Here is a 13,471-nt window from a genome sequence, read left to right on the forward strand (position 1 = left end):
CCGCGAACGTGCACGCGCGCGACGAGGGAGAGGAAGAGGAACATGGCAGAGGCATACATCGTCGACGCGGTCCGCTCGCCGGTCGGCAGGCGCGGCGGATCGCTCTCCGGCATCCATCCCGCCGACCTGGGCGCGCACAGTCTGCGGGCGCTGGTCGACCGGGTCGACATCGATCCGGGACTGATCGACGACGTGATCCTCGGCACGATCGACGCGATCGGCGGGCAGGCCGGCAACGTCGCCCGCACTGCCCTGCTCGTCGCCGGATTCCCCGAGCATGTGCCCGGCGTCACGATCGACCGTCAGTGCGGGTCGAGTCAGCAGGCCGTGCACTTCGCCGCGCAGGCCGTGATGAGCGGCACGACCGACCTCGTGATCGCGGGCGGAATGCAGAGCATGTCGCAGGTGCCGCTGACGTCGTCGGCCCTCGTGGGGGAGGCGTTCGGGTTCACGACGCCCTACGCGGAGTCGCCCGGATGGCAGGCTCGCTACGGCGACCAGGAGATCTCGCAGTTCGTCGGCGCCGAGCTGATCGCCGAGAAGTGGGACATCACCCGCGAGGAGATGGAGCAGTTCGCGCTGGAGAGTCACCGCCGAGCAGCGCTCGCGCAGGACGAAGGGCGCTTCGCCCGTCAGATCGCGCCGCAGAACGGGCTCGACCACGACGAGGGCGTGCGCCGCGACACGACGCTCGAGCGGATGGCGGGGCTGCAGCCGTTGCGACCCGGCGGGCGCATCACGGCCGCCGTCTCATCGCAGATCAGCGATGCGTCGAGTGCCGTTCTCGTCGCGAGCGAACGGGCTGTCAAGGAGCACGGGCTGGTTCCCCGGGCGCGCGTGCATCATCTGTCCGTGCGCGGCGACGATCCCGTGCTCATGCTCACCGCGCCGATCCCCGCCACCCGGCATGCGCTCGAGCGGACGCGACTGACCGTCGCCGACATCGACCTGTTCGAGATCAACGAGGCGTTCGCCTCCGTCGTGCTCGCCTGGATGCGCGAGCTCGACGTCCCGTACGAGAAGGTCAACGTCAACGGTGGAGCGATCGCTCTCGGTCACCCGATCGGCGCGACGGGCACCCGACTCATGACCACGTTGCTCGCGGAACTCGAGCGCACCGGCGGCCGCTACGGACTGCAGACGATGTGCGAGGGCGGTGGCGTCGCCAACGTCACGATCATCGAGCGCCTCTGACGGTCGCTGCGCGTGCAGAATTCAGCCAGAAAGTCGGACTCGGCGGTGTGAAAGTCCGATTCGTGGGCTCCGGCGCGAAATCTTGCTGAATCGTGCACGGGCAGCCGCTCGGACTGCGGGCGACGCCGCCCGCCCGACCCAGTCCGAGCCGGTGAATTCAGGAGCGGACGAAGCGGACTTCGGTCAGCGTCTCGCCGAGGAAGGGCTCGGTGTGCGTGGCGCCGTCGAGCGTGAAGCCGTTGCGCGTGTAGAACCGGTGTGCGCGAGGGTTGTCCTCGGCGACCCAGAGGTACAGCGGCTCCTCCTTCTCCACCGCGGCATCGAAGAGCTTCTGGCCGATGCCCGTGCCGTGCAGCGCGTCGAGCAGGTAGATGAAGTACAGCTCGCGGAACGCCGGGGCATCCTTGTCGCGGGCGGGGCCGGAGCCGACGAACCCGACGATCTCGCCGTCCACCAGCGCGGCACGCATGGTGAACTCGGGGCCCTGGGCCGCCCAGTGCGTCCACAGCTCCGCCATGCGTCGGGGTGAGACCCGTTCGAGCGCGGCCTTGCTGATCAGGTGGTCGTAGGTCTCGTGCCAGCACTGGGCGTGCACGCGACCGAGCGCCTCCGCGTCCACATCACGGACCGGACGGACGATGACTTCAGGCTGGGCTTCGGCGCTCATGCCGCGACTCTACGCGCGGCATGAGCGAACGGGAAATCGAGCGGATGCCCTGCGCGGAGTGATCGGAGCGGATGGAGGATTCGTACAACGATGTTCGCGGATCGTTCGTCGATGGCTACGATCGATCTTCGTGAATGTGATCTGGCGCACCCTCTTGGTGATCCTCCGTGCTCGTCGCCGTGTGCGGCGGGGAAAGACCCTCGACCCGACGGCCGTCGGCACCGTCCGCCTCACCACCCTGCCGACCGACATCGACATCCTGCGCCACATGAACAACGGCCGCTACCTGTCGCTGTTCGACCTCGGTCGCTGGGACCTGCTCATCCGCACCGGCCTGTTCGGCGCCATGAAGGACCAGGGCTGGTACGCGGTGGTGTCGAGCGAGACCATCACCTTCCGCAAGTCGCTGGAGCTGTGGCAGCGGTTCGAGGTGCAGTCGCGGTTCATCGGCCACGACGAGAAGGCGCTGTTCATGGAGCACCGGGCCGTGGTCGACGGCGAGGTCTACGCGCGCGCGATCGTGCGGGCGCGGATGCTGCGCCGCACCGGCGGCACCGTCAGCAACGAGGAGCTCTTCGCCGCGGTCGGCAAGCCCGAGGGCGTGCCGGAGATCGATCCGTGGGTGCACGACTGGGCCGCGGCATCCGCTCTTCCGCCCGTGCGGGTGAAGGCGCCGAGCGTCTGGTCGTGATTCCGGTATTCCGGTAGGCGCTCGACGCGGTAGTTTAGGGCCGTGCTGGGGATCCTGACCACGACCGGACGCGTGCTGATGCGGCACTGGCCGGCGCTCATGGCGTGGTATCTCGCCGGCGTGCTCGTGCAGTACGTGATCGGCCAGGTCGCAGGATTCATCGGAGCGTCCTCGGCCACGCTCGGCTTCCTCGTGCTGCCGATCGGGATCCTCGCGCGACTGATCAGTCTCGTCGCGATGTTCCTCGTGCTGCGGGACGGGCTGCGCAATCTGCAGGAGGTCGCCCCGCTGCCGGAGGAGCCGGTCGAGCGACGGCGCACCTTCCTCTCCGCGCTGCTCGCCGGCATCCTGCCCTTCTTCGCCGTGTACTGGGCGCAGGGGCTTCTCCGGGAGGATGTGAACGCCTACTCGTCGCGAGCGCTGGAGGTGCGCTCCGGCATCATCTTCACGGCGAGCGTGAACGGCGACGCTCCGGTCGGCGATCAGGACACGGTCCTCAACCTGCCGTTCAACGTCTGGACGGTGGCGATCATCGTGATCGCGTTCGCCGGGCGATGGGCGTGGTCGAAGTGGTCGGCGAAGCTCTCGACCTGGTTGTCGCCGGTCGCGGTCTACTTCGAGGTCGTGTGGGTCTTCTTCTCGGTCATCCTGCTGGGCGATCTCTTCGACTCGATCAAGGCCTGGGTGGACAGCCGCGCGGCCATGGCGTTCCTGGAGGATCTGCGGGAGCAGATCCTGAATGCCGTCGCGCCACTGCGCTGGCTGTGGGAGGCGATCGGGTGGGTGCTCACCGAGGCGGGACCCGTGCTCCTCGCTCCGCTCGCCTGGCTCACGATCGCCGGTGTCGTGTTCGGCCAGGCGATCGTGGCGGAGAAGCTGCGCGTGGAGAACCAGCTGATCTCCCGCTTCCGTCAGCACGCGACCGTGATCCCGAACCCGGTGGTCCGACGGCTGAAGGATCTCGGAGACGAGCTCGGTGCGCGCTTCCGGCCCATCGGTCGCGCGATCCTCCTGATGTGGCGGGCCGGGCCGCTGCTTGTCGCCTCGTACGCCCTCGTCTACGTGATCGTGAAGGCGCTGGAGTCGTACCTTTCCCTCGGCATCACGCGGCTGATCGGCCCGCACGAGTTCCTGACCTGGGCGATCATCCTGCCCGTGGTCTCGATCGTGCCGCTGCTCATCATCGAGCCCCTGCGTATCGCCGTCATCAGCGGTGCGTACGACGCGACGCTGGGTCGACTCCGTCGTCGACCGCAGGAGCGCGCCGATTCGGCATCCGTCTCGGCCGAGGAGACCGAGATGCGCGCCGTGGCGGATGCCGCCGGTCTTCTTCCGGCTTCAGCGAATGCCGTCGCCGCTGCCGTCGTCTCGACATCGCCGCGGGATGCTGTGGGCGGTCAGTCCTCCAGCGTGAACCTGAGGAACGATCCGCCCGCCTCCTGAGGCCAGACGTCGACCCAGAACGGGCCTTCGACGTCATCGGGGACGACGAACGGGACGATCAGTTCGTACTCGCCCTTCTCGTCGCTCACGCAGTACTCGGGTTCTTCGGAATCGAAGAGCAGCCCCATCTCGGTACGTGCCGTCTGCCATTCGCGTCCGGTCGCCTGGTGCACGAGAACGGGTGTCGTGCAGCTGACGCCGTCGGGGCCGGGGTCGACCGGGATGCCGGCAGCGATCACCGTCGCGCCGTCGGGCACGTCGAACCCGCTGAGATCCTCGAGCTCTCCGCCGCGCACGGGCCCCCAGGTCGCTCCGGCGAGCTCGGCCGTGTCGCCGTCTTCGACGACCACCGGGACGAAGGGGCGGGCGTCGAAACCGTAGTACTGGTGCCACTCGTGCCAGCCGATGCCGATGGCCGTCCCGGGGGCGAGGACCGCGAGGGCGACCAAGGCCAGGCGGTTGCGTCGCCACCAGGATCGCGGCTTCGCGGGTGGCTCGACCACGGGCACCACCTCGGGCGCGGGTGCGGGGGGCGGGGGAATCGTCATCGCGCCCATCCGTTCTCGTCGAGAGCCGCGTCGACCTCGACGGGCAGCTCGTCGAGGCGCACCGTCAGCTCGATCACGCCGTCGAGCGGCACATCGTTCGGCGAGGCTTCGCTCGGCACGCCCAGCCGCAGCACGCCCGAACCGGTCAGCGCGTCAGCGGGGAGTTCGAAGGCGATGCTGCCAGAGCGAGGAACACCGGTGAAGAGTCGCTGCCCGACCAAGGTCGTGCCCCGGTCGGTCGCCGTGAACGTCCGATCGCCGATGACGAGCTCGGCGAGTCGAAGGGTGGCGCTCTGCTGCGTCACGACGGTGGCCGCCGTCAGGTCGACCACGAGCCAGGTTCCCTCGGCTGTCCATCCCTCGGCGTCCGTCACTCTGGTTGCGACGTGCACATCGGTCACGGTGGCCGCGAGGTTGCGAGCGGCAACCGGTTCGTCGAGGGCAGCAACAGTCGGGAACGGTGCTGTCGCGGCATCGTCGGTGAGAGTGGCCTTCGAAACGCCCCAGGCTGCCGCCAGGAGCACGACAGTGAGCGACCACACCAGGATCTTCTCCTTCACGGTGAGGTCACCTCCTCGACCGTCGCGGTGACCGTCGCGCCGACGACGACGTCGTACCAGTAGTCCCCGCGCACGACGCTCTTACCGACGTAATGCGTCGAATCCGGGAGCGTCAGGTGCACCTCGTCGCCATCGTGGAAGTCGTCGGGGCCCACGACCCAGGCGAGCAGCAGGCGGGCCGGCACGTCGGGCTGCAGCCTCGGAGAGCCTAGGCCGTCGTCGGCGCGCGAGATCGAGGGCCGCTCGTCGAGACCTTCGAGAATGATGCCGTCGAGGACGGGCGAGCCTGCTTCGTTGTCAGATGACGGCCGCGGCTTGTCGAAGGTGTTGACCACGTCGACGGTGACGACGAGCACGCGCTCTCCCTTCTCCTCATCGGGGAAGACCATGACATTGTCGGGGTCGTCGCTGAGCTCGACTCCCACGACGGTCATCTCCAAGTCCGATCCCTCGAACGTCTCGCCGACGTCGACCGTGGGTGTCGGGTCGACCGCCGCGGCCTCCAGACCTCCGAAGATCGCGGTCGCGCCGAGCAGTACGGCACCCGCGCCGGTGATCAGCCACGAGGTCGGGACGAGGTCGATGCTGCGCCGTGCCCAGCCGAGCACTTTCGCGCGTGCGCTCGCGTTCGCGGCGACGACGCCGCGGGCATCGGGCTGCGCTCCCGGATCACCCGGCGGTGTGGCGTTCACGGAAACAGCATAGAGCCGGGGGTGCGTTCGCGCGGTGGGAACGAGTGCCCAGCGCACAGCATACGTATTCCGCAAGAAATGGAATTCTTTTCTCGTCATGTGGCGAGAAGAGCAGAGTGGTGGCGTCTCCTCTCAGTACTGTGAGCGGAACATACGGGCACGGTAGCCCGCAAGACCCCGTCGAGGCAGACGGGCGGAGGAGGAGCAAGTGGCAGTCATCGGCATCGTGCGGGAGCCTGCGGGCGAAGCACGGGTCTCGGCCACCCCGGCGACGATCGCGTCGCTGCGGAAGCTGGGCCACACGGTCAGCGTGGAGCGGGGAGCGGGCGCAGCAGCGTCCTACCCGGATTCGGAGTACGAGACGGCGGGTGCGACGCTCGTCGATCGGGCCGGGGCCTGGGGGAGCGAGATCGTCCTCGCGATCACGGCACCGGATGCCGCGGAGATCGCACTCCTCGCCGACGGGGCGACGCTCATCGCGCTGCTGTCGCCGGCTCTCCGTCCTGACCTCGTCGAGTCGCTCGCGCAGCGGGGCATCACGGCCCTCGCCCTCGACGCGGTGCCGCGCATCTCGCGCGCGCAGTCGATGGACGTGCTGAGCTCGATGGCGAACATCGCCGGGTACCGCGCGGTCGTCGAGGCCGCGCACGAGTTCGGACGCTTCTTCACCGGGCAGGTCACCGCTGCCGGCAAGGTGCCGCCCGCCAAGGTCCTCGTCGCCGGAGCCGGTGTCGCGGGTCTCGCGGCGATCGGTGCCGCGTCGAGCCTGGGCGCGATCGTCCGCGCCACCGATCCGCGTCCCGAGGTCGCCGACCAGGTGTCCTCGATCGGCGGGACGTACCTCGCCGTCGACGTCGCCGTCGCGGCATCCGCCGACGGCTACGCGAAGGCGACCAGCGAGGACTACAACCGCCGCGCCGCCGAGATCTACACCGAGCAGGCCGCCGACGTCGACATCATCATCACGACCGCGCTGATCCCCGGTCGCGCCGCGCCGCGGTTGATCACGGCATCCGACGTCGCGCGGATGAAGCCGGGCAGCGTCATCGTCGACATGGCCGCAGGCCAGGGCGGCAACGTCGAGGGCTCTGTCGCGGGGGAGCGCATCGTCACCGGCAACGGCGTCATCATCCTCGGCTACACCGATCTCGCGTCGCGCCTCGCCGCGCAGGCCTCGCAGCTGTACGGCACGAACCTCGCGAATCTCGTCGCCCTTCTGACGCCGGCGAAGGACGGCCGGCTGGTGATCGACTTCGACGACGTCGTGCAGCGCTCGGTCACCGTCGTCCGCGACGGGGCCGTGACCTGGCCGCCGCCCGCCGTGCAGGTCGCGGCGGCACCCGCGAAAGCGGTCGCGGCGCCGGCCGAGATCGCGAAGCCTGCCACGATGTCGACCGGCCGCAAGGTCGCGCTCATCGTGGTCGGCATCGCGGCGCTGTTCGCGGTGAACGCGTTCGCGCCCGCGCCACTGCCGCAGCACTTCACCGTGCTCGTGCTCTCCGTCGTGATCGGGTTCTACGTGATCGGCAAGGTGCACCACGCGCTACACACGCCGCTCATGTCGGTGACCAACGCCATCTCCGGCGTCATCGTCGTCGGCGCCATGCTGCAGATCACCTCGGCCATCCCGGTGGTGCAGGTGCTGGCCGCGATCGCCGTGCTGCTGGCATCCATCAACATCTTCGGAGGATTCGCGGTCACCCGTCGAATGCTCGCGATGTTCACGAAGGGTGGCAACAAATGACCGTCGACGCCCTCGCGGGCGCGGCGTACATCGTCGCGGCCCTGTTGTTCATCCTGAGCCTCGCCGGGCTCAGCCGCCACGAGTCCGCCCGTTCCGGCGTGGTCTACGGCATCTCCGGCATGACGATCGCGCTGCTCGCGACGGTCGCCCTCACCGTGGCGGATGCCTGGACCACGGGTGCCTTCCTCGGACTCGGCCTGCTCGTCGCGGCGGTCGCCATCGGTGCGGCCATCGGCCTGTGGCGGGCGCGCTCGGTCGAGATGACCGGCATGCCCGAGCTCATCGCCCTGCTGCACAGCTTCGTGGGTCTCGCCGCCGTGCTCGTCGGCTGGAACGGCTACCTCGCGCATCCGGAGATCGCTCCGCAGCTCGAGGGCATCCACAACGCCGAGGTCTTCATCGGCATCTTCATCGGTGGCGTGACCTTCACCGGATCGATCGTCGCGTACCTGAAGCTGTCGGCGAAGATCTCCTCCAAGCCGCTCGTGCTGCCGGGCAAGAACGTGCTGAACATCGGCGCTCTGGTCGCCTTCATCGCGCTGACGGTGTGGTTCGTGAACGACCAGCAGCTCGGACTGCTGATCGGCGTCACGGTGCTGGCCTTCGCTCTCGGGTGGCACCTGGTCGCCTCGATCGGCGGCGGCGACATGCCCGTGGTCGTGTCGATGCTGAACAGCTACTCGGGGTGGGCGGCGGCCGCGGCCGGCTTCCTGCTGAACAATGACCTGCTGATCGTGACGGGTGCGCTCGTCGGGTCGTCGGGTGCGTATCTCTCCTACGTCATGTGCAAGGCGATGAATCGCTCGTTCCTGTCGGTGATCGCCGGTGGCTTCGGAATCGTCGCGCCGTCCGCATCGGACGAGGAGTACGGCGAGCACCGCGAGATCACCGCCGAAGGTGCGGCGGAGATGCTCACCGAGGCGAAATCGGTCGTGATCACGCCCGGCTACGGCATGGCCGTCGCGCAGGCGCAGTACCCGGTCGCCGACCTCGTGCGCCGGCTGCGCGAGAGGGGCGTGGACGTGCGTTTCGGCATCCATCCGGTCGCCGGCCGACTGCCGGGGCACATGAACGTGCTGCTGGCCGAGGCGAAGGTGCCGTACGACATCGTCCTCAGTATGGACGAGATCAACGACGACCTGGCCGCGACCTCGGTCGTGCTCGTGATCGGCGCGAACGACACCGTGAACCCGGCCGCCGCCGAAGACCCCTCGAGCCCGATCGCCGGGATGCCGGTGCTGAAGGTGTGGGAGGCCGAGAACGTCATCGTGTTCAAGCGGTCGATGGCAGCGGGCTACGCCGGCGTGCAGAACCCGCTGTTCTTCCGCGAGAACGCGTCGATGCTCTTCGGCGACGCGAAGCAGAAGGTGGAGGACATCATCGCGGCGCTGTGACGGGGAGAACCGGGTGGCGTCCGCTGCTCGAGCGGCATCCAGACCTAATGTGGACACCATGGCAGAGTCGTCGTCATCCTCCTCGGATGCCGTGGCATCCGCTCCTCTCGCGGATCGTGCCGTCGAGCTCGCGCGCCGCTGGGTGACCGAGGCCGCGGCGGCCGAGGTCGACCCCGCGGCGGAGCGGCTCGCGGGCGTGCTGCAGGACACGAATGGACTCCCCTTCACCCTCGGGTTCGTCGACGGCGTGATGCGTCCGGAGAGCCTGGCTGCAGCAGCATCCCAACTGCACCGGATCGCTCCGATCGTGCCCGAATTCCTGCCGTGGTACCTGCGGTCCGCCGTGCGTCTCGGCGGCGGCATGGCGCAGATCCTGCCGTCTCCGGTCGTGCCCATCGCCCGTCGCGTGCTCCGCGACATGGTCGGACACCTCGTGGTCGACGTCCGACCCGCGAAGCTCGGACCGGCGCTGGAGAAGATCCGCACGCCCTCGACCGCCACCGGGACCGCCGCGCGCGTCAACCTCAACCTGCTCGGCGAGGCCGTGCTGGGCGAAGCCGAGGCGAAGCGCCGGCTCGACGGCATCCATGAGCTGATCCGCCGCCCCGACGTCGACTACGTCTCGGTGAAGGTGTCGGCGATCATCAGCCACATCTCGATGTGGGCGTTCGACGAGGTCGTCGATCAGGTGGTCGAGCGGCTGATGCCGCTCTACCTGACCGCGGCGGGCCCTTCGACGGGCTCAGGGACCCAGGAGGGGACAGGCTCAGGAGCCCAGACGTTCATCAACCTCGACATGGAGGAGTACCGCGATCTCGATCTCACGATCGCGGTGTACACGCGCATCCTCGAGGACCCGCGACTGCAGCACCTCGAGGCTGGCATCGTGCTGCAGGCGTACCTGCCCGATGCCCTCCCCGCCCTGCAGGAGCTCACCGCATGGGCGCAGGACCGGGTCGCGCACGGGGGAGCGCCGATCAAGGTGCGCCTCGTGAAGGGCGCCAACCTCGCGATGGAGAACGTCGAGGCGCAGCTCCACGGCTGGACACCCGCGACCTACGACACGAAGCTCGACACCGACGCGAACTACCTGCGCTGCCTGGACTGGGCGCTGCACCCCGAGCGGGCGGCGGCCGTGAAGCTGGGCGTCGCCGGGCACAACCTCTTCGGCATCGCCTACGCCTGGCTGCTGGCCGGTGAACGAGGGGTGCGCGAGGCGATCGAGTTCGAGATGCTGCTGGGCATGGCTCAGGGGCAGGTGCAGGCCGTGTCCCGCGAGGTCGGTGCCGTGCTCTTGTACGTGCCGGTCGTGGAGCCTGCCGAGTTCGACGTCGCCATCAGCTACCTGGTGCGCCGACTCGAGGAGAACGCGTCGGCCGACAACTTCCTGTCCGCGGCGTTCCGGCTCGACGAGGACGAGTCCCTGTTCGTCCGCGAGCAGGATCGGTTCCTCGACGCCCTCGACCGGTCCACGGACCCGACGCTGCGGATCGGCCCGCGCCGCACACAGGACCGGCTCGCCCCGGTGCACGAGTCGGTGCGACCTGCTCCGGTGGCGCCCGCCCCCGAGGTCGGCCTGACCAAGGCCGTGCTCGGCATCTCGCGCGGATCGGACGACAGCGACGGCGAGGCCTTCCTCGAGACCGCCGTCTACTCCGCGCGGGAGGTGGCCGAAGGCACCGGCGGCGCCCCCGGGTTCTCGAACACCGCCGACAGCGACCCCGCCCTCCCGGCCAACCGCGACTGGGCGCGCTCCGTGCGCGAGAGCATCCCGAGTTCGACCGTCGGCAGGACGACCCTCGAGGCCGCGCGGATCGACGACCCCGCCGCTCTCGACGAGACCGTGCAGCGGGTGCGCGACGCGGCTCCCGCGTGGGGCGCTCGTCCCGCCGCCGAGCGCGCCGAGGTCCTGCTCCGCGCCGCCGCCGCGCTCGAGTCGCGCCGCGGCGAGCTGATCGAAGTCGCGGCATCCGAGACGGGCAAGGTCTTCGCCGAAGCCGACGTCGAGGTCAGCGAGGCCGTCGACTTCGCCCGCTACTACGCCGCCAAGGCCCGCGAGCTCGATGCGATCTCCGGAGCATCCTTCGTCCCCGCGAAGGTGACCGTGGTGACGCCGCCCTGGAACTTCCCCATCGCGATCCCGGCGGGCGGCGTGCTCGCCGCGCTCGCCGCAGGTTCCGGCGTGGTGTTCAAGCCCGCCCCGCAGGCCCGCCGCTGCGCGGCCGTCGTCGCGGAGTCGCTCTGGCAGGCCGGCGTCCCGCGCGACGTGCTCGCACTGGTCGACATCGAGGAGGGCGACCTCGGTCGCGCGCTGGTCAGTCACGACGCGGTCGAACGCGTGATCCTCACCGGCGCCTGGGACACGGCGGCGCTGTTCCGCTCCTGGCGGCCCGATCTGCCGCTGCTGGCCGAGACCAGCGGCAAGAACGCGATGATCGTGATGCCGTCCGCCGACCTGGATCTCGCGGTCGCCGACCTCGTCAAGAGCGCCTTCGGCCACGCCGGGCAGAAGTGCTCCGCGGCCTCGCTGGCGATCCTGGTCGGGCCGGTCGGCCGTTCTCCCCGGTTCGCGCGGCAGCTGGCGGATGCCGTCCGCTCCCTGCACGTCGGCTGGCCCACGGATCCGCTCGCCGAGGTCGGCCCGGTGATCGAGAAGCCGCAGGGCAAGCTCGCCTGGGCGCTGACCGAGCTCGAGGGCGACGAGCAGTGGCTCATCAAGCCCGCGCTCGCGGCGGACGACGACGGCAGCGGACGCCTCTGGCGCCCCGGCATCCGGGTCGGCGTGCAGGCAGGATCGCGCTTCCACACGGAGGAGTTCTTCGGTCCCGTGCTCGGCGTGATGCACGCGCCCACGCTCGAGAGGGCGATCGAGCTGCAGAACGCAGTCGCCTACGGCCTCACGGCGGGCCTGCACACCCAGGACCCCGACGATCTCGCGCAGTGGCTCGACCGCGTGCAGGCGGGCAACCTGTACGTCAACCGGGGCATCACCGGCGCGATCGTGCAGCGGCAGCCGTTCGGCGGCTGGAAGCGCTCCTCGGTCGGTCCCGGCGCCAAGGCGGGTGGTCCGAACTACCTGATCGGCCTCGGGTCGTGGCGCTCGCACCCGGGCGGTCCGGCATCCAGCACCCTGCACCTCCGCGGTCTCGATTCCCGGATCACCGCCCTGATCGAGGCGGCGCAGCCGTCGCTCGCGTACGAGCCGTTCGAGTGGCTGCGACGCTCCGCCCTGTCGGACGCGCTCGCCTGGGATCGCGAGTTCGGGCAGGTGCGCGACGTGTCCCGGCTGGGCGTCGAGCGCAACCTCTTCCGCTATCGGCCGGTGCCCGTCGAGATCAGGGCGACCGACGATGCGGCCCTGCAGGATCTGCTGCGGGTCGTGATCGCCGGCGTGCGTGCGGGCGCCCGCTTCGTGCTGTCCACGCCGAGCGGTCTGCCGGCCGAGGTGCGTCGAGCCCTGGGCGATCTGGACGCCGTCGTCTTCCTCGAGACCGAGGGCGAGTGGATCGAGCGGATGCTGCGCCATGAGGAGCCCGCGGAGGGCGACCGTCGTCCTGCGCCGAGCCGGAACCGGGTGCGCCTGGTCGGCGGTCGCGACGCGGTCGCCGCGGCCCATGCCTCGCTGGCCGTGGCATCGAGCGGTGATCCCGACCTCGCGGTGTACGACGGCGAGGTGACCGCGGCCGCCCGCATCGAGCTGCTGCCGTTCGTGCACGAGCAGTCCATCAGCATCACCGCCCACCGCTACGGGAACGTCGACCGCCGCTTCAGCGACGTCATCTGAGCGGATCGCGCGGGCCGGCGGCCCCGCATGTAAAAGATTCTTGACATAGCCCGCACCTGCGTCGTACGCTCAGTGTGTCAAGAATCTTTTACATAGGAGGCATCATGGTCTACGAGGAGCGCAACGCCTGGGCGGGGCTGATCGTGAGCCCGATCACGATGATCGTCTATGTCATCCTCATCGTTCAGCAGGCGGCCGGCGGTCCGCTCACCGACGTCGACTGGTTCCCGCTCATGCTGTGGGTGATCGGCGGCAGCATCGTGGCCGTGATCATCCTCAGCGTCGTCTGGGGCATGATCGCCGGGATGACGGATGCCGGCGGCATCGGCAAGTCCGACATCCGCGACCGTGACATCAGCCGCCTGGGCGGACGCGTCGAGCAGGCCTTCCTCGTGATCGCGGGACTCGGCGTGATCGCCCTCTGCGCCGTCGGCGCCGACGTCTTCTGGATCGCGAACACGATGTTCGCCGGCTTCTGGGTGGCCGCCACCATCGGCAGCGTCGCGCGGGTCGTCGCCTACCGCAGGGGACTGATCTGATGGTCAAGCCCACCCGCGTCTCCAACCGCATCCGCGCCCACCGGGAGTCGGCGGGGATGACCCAGGCCGACCTCGCCCGCACGATCGGCGTGACCCGGCAGACGCTCATCGCGATCGAGCAGGAGAAGTACTCGCCCACGCTCGAACTCGCCTTCCAGATCGCCCGCGCCTTCGGCGTGGGGATCGACGACCTCTTCCAGTATCCGGAGCAGTGA

At 69.4% G+C, this 13,471-nt stretch carries 12 protein-coding genes; 8 read left to right on the plus strand and 4 right to left on the minus strand.

Annotated features, from left to right (window positions below):
* The first annotated feature begins 42 nt into the window (after positions 1-42).
* A complete protein-coding gene (locus tag ABD648_RS15520) occupies positions 43-1,194 on the plus strand; it encodes an acetyl-CoA C-acetyltransferase (RefSeq protein ID WP_282215860.1) in 1,152 nt (383 codons plus the stop codon).
* Between the two features lie 157 nt (positions 1,195-1,351).
* Here the strand turns inward: ABD648_RS15520 and ABD648_RS15525 are convergent, their stop codons facing one another.
* Positions 1,352-1,861 (minus strand): GNAT family N-acetyltransferase, encoded by a 510-nt coding sequence (locus ABD648_RS15525; RefSeq protein ID WP_282215861.1) that lies wholly within the window; start codon positions 1,859-1,861, stop codon positions 1,352-1,354.
* A gap of 130 nt (positions 1,862-1,991) precedes the next feature.
* Here ABD648_RS15525 and ABD648_RS15530 point away from each other — a divergent pair, with 130 nt between their 5' ends.
* Positions 1,992-2,552, plus strand: coding sequence for an acyl-CoA thioesterase (locus ABD648_RS15530; protein WP_282215862.1), 561 nt, complete (start codon positions 1,992-1,994; stop codon positions 2,550-2,552).
* A gap of 42 nt (positions 2,553-2,594) precedes the next feature.
* Complete coding sequence (locus ABD648_RS15535; protein ID WP_282215863.1) at positions 2,595-3,995, plus strand: hypothetical protein; 1,401 nt, start codon at positions 2,595-2,597, stop codon at positions 3,993-3,995.
* On the opposite strand, the gene ABD648_RS15540 is transcribed toward ABD648_RS15535, so the two are convergent.
* The 3 genes from ABD648_RS15540 to ABD648_RS15550 are packed head-to-tail and all read right to left on the minus strand — an operon-like array spanning position 3,950 to position 5,795.
* The gene (locus ABD648_RS15540; RefSeq protein ID WP_282215864.1) at positions 3,950-4,543 is read right to left on the minus strand and encodes a hypothetical protein; all 594 of its coding nucleotides are present in this window, start codon (positions 4,541-4,543) and stop codon (positions 3,950-3,952) included. The two genes, ABD648_RS15535 and ABD648_RS15540, sit on opposite strands and share 46 nt — an antisense overlap.
* On the minus strand, positions 4,540-5,103 hold the full coding sequence (locus ABD648_RS15545) for a DUF4352 domain-containing protein (RefSeq protein WP_282215865.1): 564 nt from the start codon (positions 5,101-5,103) through the stop codon (positions 4,540-4,542). Before ABD648_RS15545 ends, ABD648_RS15540 begins: the two co-directional genes overlap by 4 nt.
* Positions 5,100-5,795, minus strand: coding sequence for a hypothetical protein (locus tag ABD648_RS15550; RefSeq protein WP_282215866.1), 696 nt, complete (start codon positions 5,793-5,795; stop codon positions 5,100-5,102). The genes ABD648_RS15545 and ABD648_RS15550 overlap by 4 nt, the downstream gene beginning before the upstream one ends.
* A gap of 208 nt (positions 5,796-6,003) precedes the next feature.
* Between ABD648_RS15550 and ABD648_RS15555 the strand changes: the two genes are divergently transcribed.
* From ABD648_RS15555 to ABD648_RS15575, 5 genes are all read left to right on the plus strand, one after another.
* On the plus strand, positions 6,004-7,539 hold the full coding sequence (locus tag ABD648_RS15555; protein WP_282215867.1) for a Re/Si-specific NAD(P)(+) transhydrogenase subunit alpha: 1,536 nt from the start codon (positions 6,004-6,006) through the stop codon (positions 7,537-7,539).
* Positions 7,536-8,933 (plus strand): Re/Si-specific NAD(P)(+) transhydrogenase subunit beta, encoded by a 1,398-nt coding sequence (gene pntB, locus ABD648_RS15560; RefSeq protein ID WP_282215868.1) that lies wholly within the window; start codon positions 7,536-7,538, stop codon positions 8,931-8,933. Before ABD648_RS15555 ends, pntB begins: the two co-directional genes overlap by 4 nt.
* A gap of 58 nt (positions 8,934-8,991) precedes the next feature.
* Complete coding sequence (locus ABD648_RS15565; protein WP_282215869.1) at positions 8,992-12,717, plus strand: proline dehydrogenase family protein; 3,726 nt, start codon at positions 8,992-8,994, stop codon at positions 12,715-12,717.
* A 104-nt stretch (positions 12,718-12,821) separates the two neighbouring features.
* Positions 12,822-13,256: a hypothetical protein gene (locus tag ABD648_RS15570; RefSeq protein ID WP_282215870.1), complete on the plus strand. Its 435-nt coding sequence runs from the start codon at positions 12,822-12,824 to the stop codon at positions 13,254-13,256.
* Positions 13,256-13,471, plus strand: a complete 216-nt coding sequence (locus ABD648_RS15575) for a helix-turn-helix transcriptional regulator (protein WP_282215871.1) — start codon at positions 13,256-13,258, stop codon at positions 13,469-13,471. Before ABD648_RS15570 ends, ABD648_RS15575 begins: the two co-directional genes overlap by 1 nt.

The sequence above is a fragment of the Microbacterium luteolum genome, from assembly GCF_039533965.1.
Lineage (GTDB): Bacteria > Actinomycetota > Actinomycetes > Actinomycetales > Microbacteriaceae > Microbacterium > Microbacterium luteolum.

What these genes read in the sequence shown, in the direction of transcription:
- ABD648_RS15570 (WP_282215870.1), top strand. Translation starts at nt 12,822, where the DNA reads ATGGTCTACGAGGAGCGCAACGCCTGGGCGGGGCTGATCGTGAGCCCG.
- ABD648_RS15565 (WP_282215869.1), top strand. Translation starts at nt 8,992, where the DNA reads ATGGCAGAGTCGTCGTCATCCTCCTCGGATGCCGTGGCATCCGCTCCT.
- ABD648_RS15520 (WP_282215860.1), top strand. Translation starts at nt 43, where the DNA reads ATGGCAGAGGCATACATCGTCGACGCGGTCCGCTCGCCGGTCGGCAGG.
- pntB (WP_282215868.1), top strand. Translation starts at nt 7,536, where the DNA reads ATGACCGTCGACGCCCTCGCGGGCGCGGCGTACATCGTCGCGGCCCTG.
- ABD648_RS15540 (WP_282215864.1), bottom strand. Translation starts at nt 4,543, where the DNA reads ATGACGATTCCCCCGCCCCCCGCACCCGCGCCCGAGGTGGTGCCCGTG.
- ABD648_RS15525 (WP_282215861.1), bottom strand. Translation starts at nt 1,861, where the DNA reads ATGAGCGCCGAAGCCCAGCCTGAAGTCATCGTCCGTCCGGTCCGTGAT.
- ABD648_RS15575 (WP_282215871.1), top strand. Translation starts at nt 13,256, where the DNA reads ATGGTCAAGCCCACCCGCGTCTCCAACCGCATCCGCGCCCACCGGGAG.